Genomic DNA, 15,947 nt, shown 5'->3' with positions numbered 1-15,947 from the left:
GGATCTGGTGGACCTCGCGATGGAGGACTACCTGCGCCTGGCTCGCACGGTGCCGGAACTGCTGGACACCGAAGACGAGGCCGTACTGCGCCAACGGGCCAGAGGCCGCGGAATCATTGACTACGTCGCCTCGCTCACCGACGCGCAGGCGATCTCACTGGATCACCTGCTGGCCGGGTCCTCCGAGAGACTGTGGGACGCCGGCCAGGGGCTTTGAGGGCTGACTTTGAGAGCTTAAGGACGCAGGCCGCCCTGCCACAGCGCGTCGAAGGGAGTGTTGCCGGCCACACGCTGCTTGATGCCTTCGGTGACGAAGGCTTTGGCCCGGCGCGCGGCCTCAAGCGGAGAAGCTCCCTTGGCCAGTTCAGCGGCTACCGCAGCAGCCAGCGAGCAGCCAGCACCGGAGACCGCGTGCTCGCCGATCTTCGGCGCGGAGAGCACCTCCATGCCGTGTGCATCCACAAAGACATCAACCGCCTCGGAGCCAGCCAGGCGGACCCCGCCCTTGGCCAGCACCGCCGCGCCGGAGATTCGGTGGATCTCTGCAGCGGCGGCCTTGAGATCCTCGACTGATTCCACCGTCATCCCCGAGAGCTGTTCGGTTTCGAAGTGATTGGGCGTGACAAAGGTGGCCTTCGGCAGCAGCTCGGCCTTCAGTGCGTTATCGGTGTCCAAGGCGTGGCCGGGCTCCTGGCCCTTGCAGATCAGCACCGGATCCAGCACCAGGTTCTTCGGCTGACGCTCCTGCAGCGCGGCAGACACCGTGCTGATCGTGGCGGGGGACCCCATCATGCCCAGCTTCACCGTGTCCAACTGCTCGGGGCCGTAGTTGCTGAAGGTGGCTTCGATCTGGTCGGCAATGACCTGGGTCTCCACGGGCACGAAGCGGTGGTTCCACTTGTCCTTGGGATCAAAGGAGACAATGCAGGTCAGGGCGACGATGCCAAAAGTGCCCAGCTCCTGGAAGGTCTTCAGGTCAGCCTGCGCGCCGGCGCCGCCGGTGGCTTCGGAACCGGCGATGGTGAGTGTAATGGCGGGGGTCTGGGCTGATGTCATCGTCTTGTCCACTTTCTTGGTCGGTCATTGAGAAGTGCCACGGGATGTACAAAAACGGCCCTGGTCTTGTGACCAGGGCCGTTCCACATGGGGTCCCTGCGTAGAAAGTTCTCAAACCCCACCCCGAAGCTGAAATCGTTGCTTTCTCGCTGGAAACGAGGGGCGATACTGGGTATCGCGGCGGGCCGATAATACCCTGGAATGACCCCCGGTCGCCAAACCGACGAGCACGAACATCATGAGCTTGCGGGTGCGAAGAAATTCCCCCGTCGATGACATTGCGTGTGACGTTTCCGAGGTACGTGGGGCGATGGTCTGGGCTGGCACGGTGCTGTTCTCAGTCTCTCTTCGAGAGGGCTGAGAGTGCGGTGAGCGCGGTCACATCAGTGATCGTGATCCGCCCCTGTTCCTGTTGTGAGATCACACCGGTGTCGGTGAGTTTGCGAAGTTGCCGACTAAGGGACTCTGGTGTCGTGGACAGGAGCGAAGCGATGTCCTTCTTTGCGAGCGGCAGCGTCACGTCGATGGCTCCTCGCGGCCCTGGCGTCGCAGGGAGCGAGAGCAGGTAATCGGCGAGACGAGAGCTCACGTTTCCGAAGATGACAGAAGCCAGCCGCGCCTCAGTATCATCCAAGCGCTGACTCACTCCTTGCAGCATGCGCAGCCCGATGCTCGGATGCTTCTCGACGAGACGCCCGAGATCGGCATGACGGAACACGCACAGTTCGGTATGCACGAGCGCTTCTGCTGCGTGATCGGGTCTCGTGCCGGTGAGAAACGCGGATTCTCCGATGAAGTCGCCCGGACCGAGGACCCGGATCACCTGCTCGTGCCCAGCCGCACTTGTACGAGCGATCTTCACCTGACCGGTGTGCACCACCATCAACTGCGACATATCCGAGCCTGCTGTATACGCCTGCTCGACAGCGTCTAATCGGACGGTACGTGCAAATCCCGCAACTTCCACTTGCTGCGCATGTGTGAGCCCTTGAAACAGCGGTACACGGGCCACGCAGAGATCATTTGCTGGATCAGCATCCACATCGGTTGAAACAGCCAACGGCATCCTTCCCTTCCCTTCTAGTATGGCGACTCGTGGCACAACACACGCGCTTCAGCTGAAGCCAGGGGTGGCGCGTGCAGTGATGTACGCGTGTGGCGTCCGCGGGTTCGAGCGCTGCCCGATCACCTCGAACCCGGCGTGGGTGAGGGCTTCGACCATTTTGTTCATCGGCCACCGGTATGCGGCGGCGATCGGATGGTCGAATGCCTCCCGCCGCGGCCCCGCGAAAAAGGACATCAGCAGCGATCCGCCGTCACCCAGCCGCCCGGTACCCGCGCCGACATCAAGAATGGGGCCATCGACTGCCGCGGCCCACGGCTCGATGACCGCACGGTCAGGGTCATCCGGTGAGATCTCGGCGCCGAGAATGCCCTCGATATCAACCTCAGGCGACCCGTATGCATCGGCCACCCGGTTTATTGAGGCCACAGGATCAGACGTCCGTGCTGCTGTGAATACGGCGTCCGTCGGTGCCTCAGGCCGCTGGGTCATGGTTCGATGATCACTTTGCCGGCAGTGTGCCCAGCCTCCACCATGGCGACGGCCTCCGCAGCCCGATCGAGACTGTACCGGTCCGTCACCTGCGGGTCGACGAGACCGTACTGGGCGACGCCGGTGACCTTCTCGAGCCCTTCACGCGTGCGCACCACCGCTACGCCACCGAGTTGCTGCACGGTGGTCGGGTCTGCGGTACTGATGATGACGCTCGGGTCTTTGGCGACGACCGCGAGATCACGAAGCGCCTGCCCACCGACCAGGTCGATGAGCACATCAACACCCTCCGGCGCGATGGCACGCACCCGGTCAGCCGCACCCTCCCCGGAGGCAACGAACGTCGCACCGGTCGACTCCACCAGTTCCTGCTTCGCTGCACTGGCCACACCGATGACCGTGAACTTGTGCACATTGCCGATCTGCGCCGCCATCAGCCCGACCCCACCTCCGGCGCCAAGAATCAGCATTGTCTGACCAGGTTCCAGCTCGATCTGATGCGTCACGTCATACGCAGTCGCCCCTGCGACAGGCAGTGCTGCAGCGTCAGCAAAGGAAAGCTCTTCGGGCTTCTGGACGGTTTGTGCCGCATCCAACACCGTGTGCTTCGCGAACGTTCCCTGTCCTTTGGCCGCGAGGCCGAGCACCATGTCACCGACAGCGAAGTTCTCGACCTCTGCGCCTACGGCGGTGACGACACCGGAGGCCTCTCGGCCCATCGGTGCGGGAAGCGGCCAGTGGGAGCCCATCTGCCCCGCACGGATCTTCCAGTCAGCAGGGTTCACCCCGGCCGCTTTCACTTCGATCGCGAGCTCTCCAGGCCCAGGCGCCGGAGCGGGGCGTTCAACGAGTTCCTGCGTCTCGGGACCGCCATAGGCGGCGAAGACCAGCGCTTTCGACATTATTGACTTCTCCTCATTCTCCAGGTGAGTGACACTTACGTGGTTGCCTGGGGTGGAGCGTCTTCACCCGAAGCCTCTGCCGCATCAGCGAGTTCCTTCGTGGCATACTCCGCGTCAATTGCGTGCTCCGGAGGTGAATAGACGGTGTAGAGCACCAAAGGCTCATCGCCAGTGTTGCGGAAGTTGTGGCGAGTACCGGCCGGGACAGCGCACAGGTCGCCAGCATCAACGGTGTGCGTCTCGCCGTCAAGGTCGGCCTCTCCGCTGCCCGACACAAAACTCAGCAACTGGTCGGTGGTGTTATGCACCTCGTCGCCGATCTCCCCGCCCACCGGAATCGTCATCGCAACGAGTTGGGAATGCTTTCCCGTCCAGAGCACCTGACGAAAATACGTGTTTGCTTTCGCGACCTCGTCGATGATGAAGTGCGTCGCCTTCTCGCCGACGCTGAACTGGTTCTCACTCATGCGTGTGATCCTTTCTTAAGATGGAAGTTCGGATGAACTCTGGGCCGTGGCTGGTTCGACCGGGCGGCCTGTTTCATGTGCGGCTCGGGCGCGTTCACTCCTCGATAACGCAGTGGCTCCTTGGGTGTTGCGCAGCAGGCGCATCGCGTTGAGGATTACGATGAGCACCGATCCCTCGTGCACGAGCATGCCGATAGCCATCGTGACACCCCCTGCGAAGACCCCGACGAGCAGCACGACAACGGTGATGAGCGCGATCCAGATGTTCTGGCGCATGACGTTCACGGTGCGTTTGGCGAGGCTGATTGCTTCGGGCAGTTTCAAGAGGTTGTCGCCCATCAGGGCAATGTCTGCCGTCTCCACGGCCACCGCTGAGCCCGCTGCACCCATGGCAACACCAATGTCGGCGGTCGCGAGGGCCGGGGCGTCGTTCACGCCGTCGCCCACCATCGCGACCGTGTGCCCCTCGCGCTGCAACCGCGCGACAGCGTCGAGCTTGTCCTCGGGTAGCAACGAAGCATGGATCTCATCGATACCGACCGCCTCACCGATGGCTTCGGCGACAAGGCGCGTATCTCCGGTGAGCATCACCACCTTCTGCACCCCGCTAGCGTGCAAGCGCCTGATCATCTCGGGGGCATCCTCGCGGATCGTATCTGCGACACCGATTACGCCAAGCACGCTCTCATCGACCGCGACAATCATGGGGGTCTTGCCTGCCACTGCCAGTTTGTTCGCAGCCACAGCCGCCCCCGCGTCGTTCACGATCCCGTACTGTTCGAGCAGCGGCACGTTACCGATGAGTACCCGCTTGCCGTGAGCGTCGGCCACGATCCCCTTGCCCACGACCGGTGTGACCGATCCCGGAAGGCCCTCGGGGGCCACTCCTTCTTCTCGTGCGGTGTCGAGGATCGGGCGGGCCAGTGGGTGCTCGGACCCTGCTTCTGCGGCGGCTGCCCAGCGAAGCACCTCGCGCCGATCCGCTTCAGGATTGAGCACAACGATGTCGGTGAGTACCGGGCGGCCCTCGGTGAGAGTCCCCGTCTTATCGACTGCGACGGCCGAGATCTTGGCCGAGGTTTCGAGGTACTCGCCGCCCTTGATGAGAATCCCGTTGCGGGCCGAGCGGCCGATGCCCGCTACGATCGCCACGGGAATCGAGATGACGAGCGCGCCCGGGCAACCGATCACGAGCAACGTGAGGCCGAGCACTACGTCACCAGAGATGAGGCCCGCCGCAAGCGCGAGTACCATCACCGCGGGCGTGTACCACTTCGAGAATCGGTCGATGAATGCCTGCGTTTTCGCTTTCGCATCCTGCGCTTCTTCGACACGGTGAATGATGCGCGCGAGCGTCGTGTCGGCTCCGATGCCGGTCGCCATGACCTGTAGGAATCCGCCCCGCGAGATCGTGCCCGCAAACACGTGATCTGACTTCGTCTTTTCGACAGGGATCGACTCACCCGTGATCGATGCCTCGTCGATCGCTCCGGTGCCTGACACGACCTGCCCGTCGACGGGAACTTTCGCTCCGTTCTTTACGAGCACGATCTCGCCCATGCGCACCTGATGTGCGGCGATCTCGACCTGCTCACCGTCGCGCATCACGACTGCAACGTCGGGGGCCACCGCGACCAACTCAGCGAGCGCTGCACGGGTCTTGTTCATCGTGCCGGCTTCGAGTGCGTGACCGATCGCGAAGAGGAACGTCACGGCGGCAGCTTCCCAGAAGTTGCCGATGAGTGTCGCGCCGATCGCTGCAATCGATACGAGCAGGTCGATACTGATGAACTTTACGAGCAGTGCCCGGACGGCCTTCACGACGATTCCGTACCCCGCGACAATTGCTGCGGCGAGCATGAACGCGTTCGCAAGGGTAAACACATGACCAGAACCGTGGGCGTGTTCGCCAGCGTCGATCCACCATTGCGGACCGACCGTGACGTTCCAGCTGCCGCCGAAGAGCTTTTCGACGCCGAACGACACGAGAATGAGGAGGCCCGAGACAACGGGAATGAACCAGTTGCCATACCGCCACTTACGGAACGCGTTCACGAATGTGCCGCCTTTCGAATTGGTGAACTTAGTGCGTTAGGAGCCGTTTGGCTAGAACGCGGAGGCCTTCGACTTATAGCCGGCCTTATCGACAGCAGCAATGAGATCGTCGACGGAACTTCTTGTCTCATCGTGGTCGATCTCAACGCGACCCGAGGCGAAGTGCACCGTCACGTTCTCGACGCCATCGAGCTTGCCGACCTGCTTCTCGATCTTGGTCACGCACGACGGGCACGAGAAACCCTCGGCGCGCAGCAGAGTGTGGGTGGTGTCAGTAGCGTTCGCCATGATGAGTCCTTTCGCTTCACCCCGAAACGGGGATCGACCAGGAGGTTCCTGGCCTTCACGACCCAGACTATTGTGTTGACAGAGCCTCAGCCTTGACCTAGATCAAGTCGTGCTCGGAGCTCCTCTCTGTGGCTCACCAGCTACTTGGGTGCTGTGAGTCGCTTCTTGGTTGATCTGCTGGGCGCCATGAAGGTCTACAAGACCGAACTGATCCGTCAGCAAGGCCCTGGCGGACGGTCGAGCAGGTCGAGCTTGCGACCCTCGAATACGTGTGGTGGTGGAACCATGAGCGGCTCCACGGGGAACTCGATATGCGTACTCCGATCGAGGTCGAACAGGCGTACTACGCTGAAACCGAGACGCTTCTGTCACCGACCGGCTGACAGGGAAACCGGTCGGAACAAGAACCAGGCCAATTCAATTGTGCCCAAAGAAGTCTGGTACCAGGTACAGGCCGTGCTCGACGCACACAAGTCCGCAGCTGATGCCACGCAGGTGCATGACCACTACCTGAAAGACACCGTCTACTGCGGTCAGTGCGGTGAACGGCTGATCATCACGAACGCAAAGAACCGGCACGGCAATGTCTACCCGTATTTCGTGTGCTCAGGCAGGCACTCGGGCAAGACCGAGTGCACAAGGCAAGCGATGCTTATCGAAGATGTCGAGCGGCTCATCGAGAAGTACTACGAGATGATCGAAGTGTCACCCGGTCAGCACCGAATCGAAGCGCATCACGATGAATATACGTCAGCGAGAGCAAACCTCGACGACTCGCTCGGGCTGCTTGCCAACATCGTCAGCGTGTACGAGCGTGCCGATGACGCAAACCGGCGACTGTGCAATCAGGCATTCTTCCACAGGATCTTCATCGAGGAAGACGGGGATGTCCGTGTCGAATACGAACGACCTTTCGGTTCACTCTGCGATACCGAGGAGCAGATGAACGCTCTGAACTGGGCCGCTGAAGCGAAGAAGAAGGGAGAGGCTCAAACCGGACAAAGAGTGGTTACTCTTGTCGAGGGTTTGAACCTCTCCCATTTGGGGTGAGCGACGGGGCTTGAACCCGCGACCCTCGCGACCACAACGCGATGCTCTACCAGCTGAGCTACGCCCACCATGTGATTTCTCCAGGCGCTTGAGGCCCTCGAAAGCAACCCGTACATCATACACCTAAACCGACCGCTTCAGCACATCGGCTCCGGTGATGGTGCCTACAGCAAGCTTACGCCCGCCGTCACGGCCTGGGGATCACCGCCGAATCTAGGCCGGACGGAGAACAGCGTCGCGGTAGTAGCGCAGCTCCTCGATGGAATCCCGGATATCACCCAGGGCACGGTGGTTGCCGGTCTTCTTCGGCGCCCCAGCCAGGGCCTCGGGGTACCAGCGCCGGGCCAGCTCCTTCAGCGTGGAGACGTCGATGATTCGATAGTGCAGATGCTGTGTGAGCTTAGGCATCCCCAGGCGCAGGAACGCTTTATCGGCATGCACGGAGTTGCCGGCCAGCGGAGCCACTCCGGCTTCCGGGATCCAGGTCTGCACATACTCCAGAACTTTGCGCTCGGCGGCCTCTAGGGAGATGCCGTCCTCCAGTTCCTGCAGCAGACCCGAAGAGGTGTGCATCTCTCGCACAAAGGAGGACATGCCTGCAAGGGCCTGGGGTTCGGGGCGAACGACGACGTCGACCCCCTCTCCCAGGATGTTCAGCTCAGCGTCGGTTACCAGCGCGGCAACCTCGATGAGCACATCTCTCTCAGGGTTCAGTCCGGTCATCTCGCAGTCGATCCAGACCATCCGTCCGGACCAGTCAGTTGAATGTTCAGTCACGACGGACACTCTACAGAGAAGCCTCCTGTGTGCAGGAGGCCCGATGGTAGATTCTTAGGAATGACGAGTGAGCGGAAAAGCCCTATTGGGCCCATCATCGAGGGCTTCATCGGCTCCCTGCTCATCCTCTTTGGTTCCTTCGGTGTGGGTTGGCTGGTGTCAGTCTCGCCGATAGCCCGCCACCCTTGGGTTATTCCGCTGCGCACTGAGTCTGAAGGCGTGATCGTCTCGACCGTTGCGCTGACACTGGGTTGCTGGGTGATGTTCCGGGCCTGGCTGCGGCTGGGTCGGCGCCTGCGCGGGCAGGACCCGGCCGATCAGTGGCCAGAAGGCAGTCTGCGCACCGTGAATCTCGCCACTATTCTCTGGTGTGCCCCGCAGCTGTTCGTCATCCCGATCTTCTCCCGGGACGTCTTCGCGTATCTGAATCAGGGCCGTCTGGTGCTCGCCGGCCAGGACCCTTACACCACAGGCGTGTCCACACTGGATAACTGGTTCCATCTGGGAACAGACATTGTCTGGGCAGAATCCGAGACGCCCTACGGGCCGCTCTTCTTGTGGCTGGAGGCGGCCATTATGCGTGTCTCCGGGGACAGTCCCGACCTGGCAATCTTCCTCTTCCGGCTCGCCTGTGTCGGCGGAGTGGCAATGATCATGTACTACGTGCCGAAGCTGGCCAGACTGCACGGGGTGGACGGCGCGCGAGCGCAGTGGATCACCGTGGCCAATCCGCTGCTGATTATCAGCTTCATCTCCAGCGTTCATAACGACGCCATCATGGTCGGCTTCGCGTTGGCAGGTATCTGGGCTGCGGCCCACGGCAGGGGAGTGCTGGCCGTCCTTCTGGTGGTGGTCTCCATCGGCATCAAACCCATCACGATGGTCCTGCTGCCGTTTATCGGACTGCTTTGGGCAGGACCGGGCTCCTCCTGGGTGCGTAAGTTCCAGTACTGGTTCTATACCGCGGGCCTTGCCGGGATGATCCTGCTGGTTGTGGGTCTGCTGCAGGGCTACGGATTCGGCTGGTTGGCGGTCCTTGCCGGTACCGGCACTGGCAGCACCTTCTGGTCACCTATTGGAATTGTCAACGGCTGGCTCGCCACCTTGCTGGGCAATCTGGGTATCGAGTACTTCTGGACCCTGGACACGCTCAAGCTCGTCGCGCGGGTCAGCAGCGTCATCGTGGTGCTGTATCTGATGTTCCGCGGCAGTGATGATCGCATCGTCAAACGCATGACCTGGGCCTTCACCGCGCTTGTGGTGCTCTCCCCGATTATCCAGCCCTGGTATCTGCTGTGGCTGCTGCCACTGTTCGCCGTCACCGGTATCCGACGTAACTGGGAGTTCAAGTGGGTGGTCTTCACGGTCGCCTTCTTCCTGGCGTTCGGCGCGATGGATCAACTCTCCATCTACCAGTTCCTGGAGATGGAGCAGCAGATGGTCGCGCTTTCGCTCGCGGTCTCCTGGATATGCCTGGTCATCATGGCCACTGTGGACCCAGGGACCCGCTGGGTTGTGTGGACCGGCTGGGATCTTCCGCGCGCGCGACTGAGTCTGCCGTGGAAGCGAGCGGCCACACCGGTGGAGCCTCCGCTGACAACAGCTGAACACCACCAGATCCCTGCTCATCAGCGCACCTCACCGAACCTGATGAACCCCGTGGCTAATAAGGCTGGTGACGGTGACCAGGAAGAGCGGTCCCAGGGTGTCAGGTAGGACGACGCCGGCCCCGGTCCGGTCCGCCCGAAAGGCAGCGCTGCGGTTCCGGGAGTTGCTAGGTTCCTTCGCCGGCACCTCGTGGCTGATCGGCGGACCTGAGGGGCAAGTCTCACATACCCTGCGCCAGGGACTGCTGGCGGTACTGATGATCATGGCTGGTTCATGGGGAGTGGGCTGGGTAGCCGAGACGGTGGGTTCGGTGCTCGCCCGGAACCCATGGCTGCTGCCGGTGCGCACCACGACCGCGGGCGTGATCATCTGCACGGTGCTGCTGGTGCTCGGAGCGCTGCTTCTGCTGAGATCCTGGCTGCGACTTTCCCAGCGGATCGGCACCTGGGATGAGCAGTCGGTGCCGGTGGTGCGCCGGGCACTGCTGATGTGGGGCATTCCGTTGATGTTCTGCCTGCCGATTTTCTCCCGTGACGTTTTCTCCTACCTGGCACAGGGCAGAGTGCTCCACGCGGGGCTGAATCCGTATCAGAGCGGTGTCTCGGAGCTGCCGGGCTGGTTCGCCGCTGGGGCTGACTCCCTCTGGGCTGAGTCTCCCTCACCATACGGACCACTGTTTCTGTTGCTGGCCCGTGGGGTATGGTTCGTCTCCTTCGAGATCCCGGAGATCTCCATCGCTCTGTTCAGGCTCGTGGCGCTGACCGGCGTAGTGCTGATGGCTGTCTATATCCCCAAGCTGGCCCGAGCCTTCGGTTCAGCCCCGGGCTGGGCGCTGTGGCTGTGCCTGCTGAACCCGCTGAGCCTGATGGTCTTCATCCCGGCTGCTCATAATGACGCCCTGATGATCGGGCTGATGCTGGCCGGTACCTGGTATGCGCTGCGTCGGCGTCGACTGCTGGCGGTGCTGCTGCTGGTAGCAGCCGTGGCGGTCAAACCGATTGCCCTGGTGCTGCTTCCGTTCGCCGTGCTGCTGACCTTGGATTCCACCGTCAGCTATGCCCAGCGATTTCGCGAATGGTGCTTCGCCGGCGTGATTGCTCTGGTGTTGCTCATCGGAGGCGGCTACGCCCTCGGAGTGGGCATTGGATGGTTCACCGCGGCCCTCGGCGCGGGCTCGGCAATACTGCAGTCGGCGCCGGTCGGGCTGATTGGACTGGTACTGGGCTGGGTTGCCCAACTCGGTCTGGGCTGGGACTCCGCGGCAGTGGCCGAAGTTTTCTATCACCTGGCACGGCTGTTCTCCGGGATAGTGCTGGCGCTGATGCTGCTGCGCCGTCGGCTTGGCAATCCGGTGCTCTGGGGGGCCTATGCGCTCACCGTAGTGGTGGTATCTTCATCCATCATCCAGCCCTGGTATGTGCTGTGGATCTTGCCGCTGTATGCGGTGGTCCATGTATACCGCGGCAGGGTTCTGGTGCTGGTGACTCTGCTGCTGACGGTGATGGTCCTGAACTCCATGGTCAGTCAGCTTTCAGTGGCCCAGTGGATTGATACCGCGGTGGTGCAGGGGATTGCCTTTGCGGTGGCCGCGGTCTACTTGATCTATATTGTGTTCCTCGATCCCAATACCACTGAGCTGTTCAGCATGAGGGAAGAATCACAGCGCTGGAATGCCGCCGATGGCTGGCTGCCGCTGCGAGAATTGTCCACGCCGGATACCTCCTGGTCACGCGCCGATATCTACCAGGACCACGGGGCTCCCGCGGTCCACCGCCCTATTGACCCAGACCAGAAAGCCCGTTGAGTGAAAACCAGATCCAAGCTCCTGTGGGTGCTTCTCGCTGCCACAGCCCTCGGCGCGGCCCTGTCCCTGCTGGCGGTCCACTGGTGTCGTATTAACGGCTGGTCTGATCCTGATCAGCACATCCATATGTGCTACTCCGATTTCTCCCTGCTCTTTACCCAGCGTGGTCTATCCGACGGGCTCTTTCCCTTCGTGCACGACGTCGCGGACGATCAGGTCATGGAGTACCCGGTGCTTATCGCCGTGGTAGCCGGAGTGTTGGCGCTTCTTGTCCCCGGCGAAGGTGCCGGACATGAGCGGGTGCTGTTCTTCTACGACCTCAACCATATGGCTGTGGTGCTGTGCTGGATGGCGGTGGTGATCATCACCGCCTTCTCCACTGCCGCATCCCGGCGTCGTGATGCCCTGATGGTGGCGCTGGCCCCGGGGATCATTCTCACCCTCTCGGTCAACTGGGATATGTGGGCGGTATTCCTCGGTGGTTTCGCGCTGCTGCTGTGGGGCCGCGGGCACTCGGTGTGGGCTGGGATCCTGCTGGGGCTGGGTGCGGCCATGAAGCTGTACCCGCTGTTCTTCCTCGGGGCGATCCTGGTGCTGTGCCTGCGTGCGGGCAGACTGCGATCGCTGGCAGCGGTGCTGTGTGCTGGGATCGGCTCCTGGCTGGCGGTCAATGTGCCGTTCATGATCACTCAGTTTGATCAGTGGGCCACCTTCTACCGTTTCTCCTCTGAGCGTGAGGTCAGCTTCTCCTCCATGTGGCTGGCATTCAGCTGGCTTCCGCTGGACGGGGCTGGTTTCTCTGTCCTGTCCAATGGTCTGTTCCTGGTGTGCTGCTTGGGGATTGCGTATCTGGGATGGGCGGCACCTGTGCGTCCGCGGGTTGCTCAGCTGTGCTTCTTGATCGTGGCCAGCTTTATCCTGCTGGGGAAGGTCTACTCCCCACAGTTCGTGATGTGGCTGATCCCGCTGGCTGTGCTGGCGTATCCGCGGCTGAAGGCCCTGGTCATCTGGCAGGCAGCTGAAGTCTTCCACTGGGCCGCGGTGTGGATGATGAGCGCAAAAATCACCTCCGGTGGCAGCTTCGGCGGCGGACACTCGCTGATCGAGACCGCCTACGGGCTGGGTATCGCAGCGCATATGATCACGGTGATCTGGCTGATGGTCCTGGTGGTGGGCGATATTCTGCACCCGCACCGGGATACGGTGCGCCAGGCCGAAGCAGCCGACGGGCGCATCGCCCAGACCTCCCAAGAGCCAGCGGAGGAGCCATCAGTGGAGGAACTATCAGCCGAGGCAGCGTCAGCGCAGGCGACGTCGGTGGGGGAGGATCCGCTGGCGGGCACCCTGCGTGGCCGGAGGGATGCTTTCACGCTGCCGGGTCTGGGACAGAAATCTCAGCTGACCCTGCGCTGGTAGAACCTTTCAGCTGCATAAGACCACGAGAATAGGCAACCACCATGCTAGAGATGCTGGCCGTCATCGGGCCGATGTTCCTGGTGGTGCTGGTGGGCTTCGCTGCCGGCTTCATCCGCCGCTTCCGCGACGCCGCGATACATCTCAATGCCTTCATCTTCTATTTCGCGCTGCCGACGTTCATCTATACCGCAATGGTGACCGCCCCACCACTGGGCGCGGTGCCCCCGGCAGTGTTTGTGATCATCCTTGTCGTGACCCCGGCTCTCTCAGTTGCGCTCTACTTCCTGTGCCGGGTCTTCGGCGCGGCTTCCCGGGCCGGGGCCGCACCGACTGCGCTGGCTGGCAGCTTCGGCAATGTCGGATACTTCGGGATCCCCATCTCCATTGGCATCATCGGTCCCGAAGCTGGTCTCGCGGCCGGAATTGTGCATATGACCCACAACATCTTCTTCATGAATGCATATCCGCTGGTACGCACAGCAGTCAACGCTTCAGCGGCAGCCGACGGTGCGCCTCAGGGGCTAGGCGACCTGTGGCGGACCCGGCTGTGGCCGATCGTCAAACGTGCTGTGCTGTTAAATCCGGTGCTGCTGTTCATGGTGCTGGCCCTGACCGTGGTCTTCACGCCGCTGCAGATGCCGGAGCTGTTTGATGAGCCGGTGGCGATGCTCGGCGGCACTGCGGTTCCGCTTGCGCTGTTCTGCGTGGGGCTGGCACTGCACCCGGCCTTGGAAGGAATACGCAGCGGCGGTGTCCCGCTGGCACCGATCGCGCTGGGAACCGCCGCAAAGCTCGCAGTACTGCCGCTGCTGACAGCTGTCGCGGTGCTGCCTTTCTCCGCGCAGCTGGGCCCGGTATGGGCGGGGGCACTGATCATCCTGGCCGCCACGCCGTCCTCCACCACAGTGTTCCTCTTCTCCCAGGAATACGACGGCGATGGTCGGCTGGCTGCTGCGATTCTGGTGGCAAGCACCGGACTCTCACTGATCACGCTGCCGCTGGTGGCTGAGTTCCTGCTCTGAGCCGCTCGCTGGGGAGAGCACTCCATCGCTACCGAAGACCAGCTGGGCGAACCGCTCGCCGATGAGCTGATGTGCGGCTGGTCCGGGATGAAGATCATCCGGATCCCCGGTGGACCAGAACTTCTGTCTGCGCACCCCGTTCTCCTCCACCACATCCCAGGCCACCGGACCGGGTGTGGATTCATGAATGCCGCACCATAGCGGGGAGATCTGGCTGAAGCTCAGAGACGCGCTGGATCAACAGCTCACCGTCGATGTAGACGTCATAGACCGGCTCTGGCTTCCACGGTTCATCAGCGGGGTTCTTCTCAGCCCGAGTCACCAGCTGGAGCCGGGTGGCGCGGGTAGACAATGTCACCCTGACCCCGGAGCTGAGCTGAACCGTCCGCTGTGCCTGGGGGTCAGGGATCTGAGCGCGTGCCCAGGCGGGAAGGCGTTGGGGTGTGAGCCCCGCCGTCGTCGGCTCGCATTCCACGATGCCGCGCAGAAAGTCCTCAGTGATTCCAGGGGTGATCCAGCTCACGCTCAAGAGGGGCAGTTTAAGCTGTTTCCCAGCTGTTTACCTTTTTGACGTTGGATCGAGGATCGTGAGTCACCAAGCTACCCACCCTGAGAGTCCCGAACAGAAGAAGCCGGGCAGTGTCCTGGAGGTTTTTCTTGTCTTCCTGCGATTGGGACTGACCAGTTTCGGTGGACCGGTGGCCCATATCGCGTATTTCCGCGAGGCTTTTGTGGTCCGGCGCAAATGGCTCACCGAGAAGGCTTATGCGGATCTGATGGCGCTGTGCCAGTTCCTTCCCGGACCGGCATCCTCCCAGGTGGGTATGGCCTTGGGGCTTCAGCGCGCAGGAGTCGGTGGTCTCTTCGCGGCATGGTTCGCCTTTACGATGCCCTCAGTGCTGCTGCTGGTGGCCTTCGCCTACGGCGTCTCCGCGGCCGGTGATCTCTCCGACGCCGGGTGGATCCACGGACTCAAGGCAGCCGCGGTGGCAGTGGTGGCCCATGCGGTGCTGGGTATGGCCAAGAACCTCACACCGGATCCGCCACGGGCCACTATTGCGGTGGGTTCCATGATCGTGGTGCTGCTGGTCCCCAGCCCCTTCATTCTGGTCGCGGCCATCGCGCTCTCCGGTGTGGTGGGACTGCTGTGGCTCAAAGCGCCCGATGATGCCCCCAACGGAGACGACGCTTTCCCGCTGCGGATCCCCAAGGCCGTGTCAGTGACCTGTCTGACGCTGTTCTTCGGCCTGCTTTTTGGCCTGCCCGCACTGGTGGCAGCCACCGGCAACTCCGCGCTGGCGCTGTTTGACACCTTCTACCGCGCCGGTGCCCTGGTGTTCGGCGGCGGCCATGTAGTGCTGCCGCTGCTGGAGTCCGAAACTGTGGGGACCGGACTGATCGACCCCAGCGTCTTCCTCGCCGGCTATGGAGCGGCCCAGGCCGTACCCGGGCCGCTCTTCACCTTCTCCGGATTCCTCGGCGCCTCCACCCTGGAAGGGCCCACCGGGCTGCTGGGAGCGGCACTGGCCGTCGTCGCTATCTTCTTGCCCGGGGGCCTGCTGGTAATCGGTTGTGTCAGCTTCTGGGAGCGACTGCGCGGAAACCGCACCGCGCGCAAGGCCCTGCTGGGCTTCAACGCCGGGGTGGTCGGTGTCCTCGCCGCTGCCCTCTACACTCCGGTGTTCACCGCAGGGATTATGGACGTCAATAACCCCACCCTGGCACTGTGCTTCACGGTGGCGGCCTTTGTGGCACTGAACAACTGGCGGGTTCCCGCCTGGGGTGTGGTCATTGCAGCCGGACTTCTCGGCTGGGTGCTGCTGTAGAACTGGCACCAACAGGAGAAAGCACCGGCTGAGCTGGGCGTTCAGCAAACCTGCAGGTGAGCTGGATAGCGTGTCCGGCGACCATGCAGCACACTGGACACCGCCCCCATCAGCGAAAGGC

Annotated in this window: 16 protein-coding genes, 1 tRNA gene and 2 pseudogenes; 8 read left to right on the top strand and 11 right to left on the bottom strand. The window is 62.4% G+C overall.

The features are described from left to right. Positions 1 to 217, top strand: a pseudogene (locus tag TX78_RS13605) (phosphodiesterase); the annotation flags it as partial. Between the two features lie 17 nt (positions 218 to 234). On the opposite strand, the gene TX78_RS00195 reads toward TX78_RS13605, so the two are convergent. The 7 genes from TX78_RS00195 to TX78_RS00165 form a co-directional block, all read right to left on the bottom strand. After that, positions 235 to 1,056, bottom strand: a complete 822-nt coding sequence (locus TX78_RS00195; protein ID WP_044492665.1) for a hydroxymethylpyrimidine/phosphomethylpyrimidine kinase — start codon at positions 1,054 to 1,056, stop codon at positions 235 to 237. Between the two features lie 337 nt (positions 1,057 to 1,393). After that, a complete protein-coding gene (locus tag TX78_RS00190) occupies positions 1,394 to 2,122 on the bottom strand; it encodes a Crp/Fnr family transcriptional regulator (RefSeq protein ID WP_081652449.1) in 729 nt (242 codons plus the stop codon). Between the two features lie 48 nt (positions 2,123 to 2,170). Continuing rightward, positions 2,171 to 2,530 (bottom strand): hypothetical protein, encoded by a 360-nt coding sequence (locus tag TX78_RS00185; RefSeq protein ID WP_233722101.1) that lies wholly within the window; start codon positions 2,528 to 2,530, stop codon positions 2,171 to 2,173. Between the two features lie 77 nt (positions 2,531 to 2,607). Next, on the bottom strand, positions 2,608 to 3,513 hold the full coding sequence (locus TX78_RS00180; RefSeq protein ID WP_044492660.1) for an NADP-dependent oxidoreductase: 906 nt from the start codon (positions 3,511 to 3,513) through the stop codon (positions 2,608 to 2,610). Positions 3,514 to 3,548: 35 nt separating this feature from the next. Then, positions 3,549 to 3,980, bottom strand: coding sequence for a cupin domain-containing protein (locus TX78_RS00175; RefSeq protein ID WP_044492658.1), 432 nt, complete (start codon positions 3,978 to 3,980; stop codon positions 3,549 to 3,551). 15 nt (positions 3,981 to 3,995) lie between these two features. Continuing rightward, positions 3,996 to 6,035 (bottom strand): heavy metal translocating P-type ATPase, encoded by a 2,040-nt coding sequence (locus TX78_RS00170; protein WP_044492657.1) that lies wholly within the window; start codon positions 6,033 to 6,035, stop codon positions 3,996 to 3,998. A gap of 51 nt (positions 6,036 to 6,086) precedes the next feature. Continuing rightward, the gene (locus TX78_RS00165) at positions 6,087 to 6,323 is read right to left on the bottom strand and encodes a heavy-metal-associated domain-containing protein (RefSeq protein WP_017791819.1); all 237 of its coding nucleotides are present in this window, start codon (positions 6,321 to 6,323) and stop codon (positions 6,087 to 6,089) included. A gap of 239 nt (positions 6,324 to 6,562) precedes the next feature. On the opposite strand from TX78_RS00165, the pseudogene TX78_RS14030 reads away from it, so the two are divergent. Both TX78_RS14030 and TX78_RS13600 read left to right on the top strand, forming a co-directional pair. After that, a pseudogene (locus TX78_RS14030) lies at positions 6,563 to 6,706 on the top strand (IS3 family transposase); the annotation flags it as partial. Between the two features lie 40 nt (positions 6,707 to 6,746). Further along, positions 6,747 to 7,373: a zinc ribbon domain-containing protein gene (locus TX78_RS13600; RefSeq protein ID WP_069956220.1), complete on the top strand. Its 627-nt coding sequence runs from the start codon at positions 6,747 to 6,749 to the stop codon at positions 7,371 to 7,373. On the opposite strand, the gene TX78_RS00160 is transcribed toward TX78_RS13600, so the two are convergent. Next, positions 7,366 to 7,441 (bottom strand) — tRNA-His (locus tag TX78_RS00160). The two genes, TX78_RS13600 and TX78_RS00160, sit on opposite strands and share 8 nt — an antisense overlap. A 145-nt stretch (positions 7,442 to 7,586) precedes the next feature. Continuing rightward, complete coding sequence (orn, locus tag TX78_RS00155) at positions 7,587 to 8,150, bottom strand: oligoribonuclease (RefSeq protein WP_407635369.1); 564 nt, start codon at positions 8,148 to 8,150, stop codon at positions 7,587 to 7,589. Positions 8,151 to 8,210: 60 nt separating this feature from the next. Between orn and mptB (TX78_RS00150) the strand changes: the two genes are divergently transcribed. From mptB (TX78_RS00150) to TX78_RS12360, 4 genes are read left to right on the top strand one after another with little or no spacing between them, the layout of a single operon-like run. Continuing rightward, the gene (gene mptB / locus TX78_RS00150) at positions 8,211 to 9,866 is read left to right on the top strand and encodes a polyprenol phosphomannose-dependent alpha 1,6 mannosyltransferase MptB (protein ID WP_233722100.1); all 1,656 of its coding nucleotides are present in this window, start codon (positions 8,211 to 8,213) and stop codon (positions 9,864 to 9,866) included. Beyond that, positions 9,856 to 11,562: a polyprenol phosphomannose-dependent alpha 1,6 mannosyltransferase MptB gene (gene mptB / locus TX78_RS00145; RefSeq protein ID WP_147640379.1), complete on the top strand. Its 1,707-nt coding sequence runs from the start codon at positions 9,856 to 9,858 to the stop codon at positions 11,560 to 11,562. The genes mptB (TX78_RS00150) and mptB (TX78_RS00145) overlap by 11 nt, the downstream gene beginning before the upstream one ends. Then, positions 11,563 to 12,978 (top strand): glycosyltransferase family 87 protein, encoded by a 1,416-nt coding sequence (locus TX78_RS00140; protein ID WP_044492652.1) that lies wholly within the window; start codon positions 11,563 to 11,565, stop codon positions 12,976 to 12,978. A gap of 41 nt (positions 12,979 to 13,019) precedes the next feature. Then, complete coding sequence (locus TX78_RS12360) at positions 13,020 to 14,000, top strand: AEC family transporter (protein ID WP_049897240.1); 981 nt, start codon at positions 13,020 to 13,022, stop codon at positions 13,998 to 14,000. On the opposite strand, the gene TX78_RS00130 is transcribed toward TX78_RS12360, so the two are convergent. Both TX78_RS00130 and TX78_RS13895 read right to left on the bottom strand, forming a co-directional pair. Further along, complete coding sequence (locus tag TX78_RS00130; RefSeq protein WP_158644275.1) at positions 13,959 to 14,135, bottom strand: hypothetical protein; 177 nt, start codon at positions 14,133 to 14,135, stop codon at positions 13,959 to 13,961. The two genes, TX78_RS12360 and TX78_RS00130, sit on opposite strands and share 42 nt — an antisense overlap. 46 nt (positions 14,136 to 14,181) lie before the next feature. After that, positions 14,182 to 14,523, bottom strand: coding sequence for a hypothetical protein (locus tag TX78_RS13895; protein ID WP_147640378.1), 342 nt, complete (start codon positions 14,521 to 14,523; stop codon positions 14,182 to 14,184). A 64-nt stretch (positions 14,524 to 14,587) separates the two neighbouring features. Here TX78_RS13895 and chrA point away from each other — a divergent pair, with 64 nt between their 5' ends. Continuing rightward, entirely contained in the window at positions 14,588 to 15,826 is a 1,239-nt protein-coding gene (gene chrA / locus TX78_RS00120) for a chromate efflux transporter (protein WP_233722099.1), read from the top strand. Positions 15,827 to 15,947: the final 121 nt, after the last annotated feature.

The sequence above is a fragment of the Nesterenkonia massiliensis genome (genome assembly GCF_000455245.1).
GTDB classification, from domain to species: Bacteria; Actinomycetota; Actinomycetes; order Actinomycetales; family Micrococcaceae; genus Nesterenkonia; species Nesterenkonia rhizosphaerae.
Note: the sequence above shows the minus strand (reverse complement) of the source record. Positions and strands in the feature narration are given on the sequence as shown.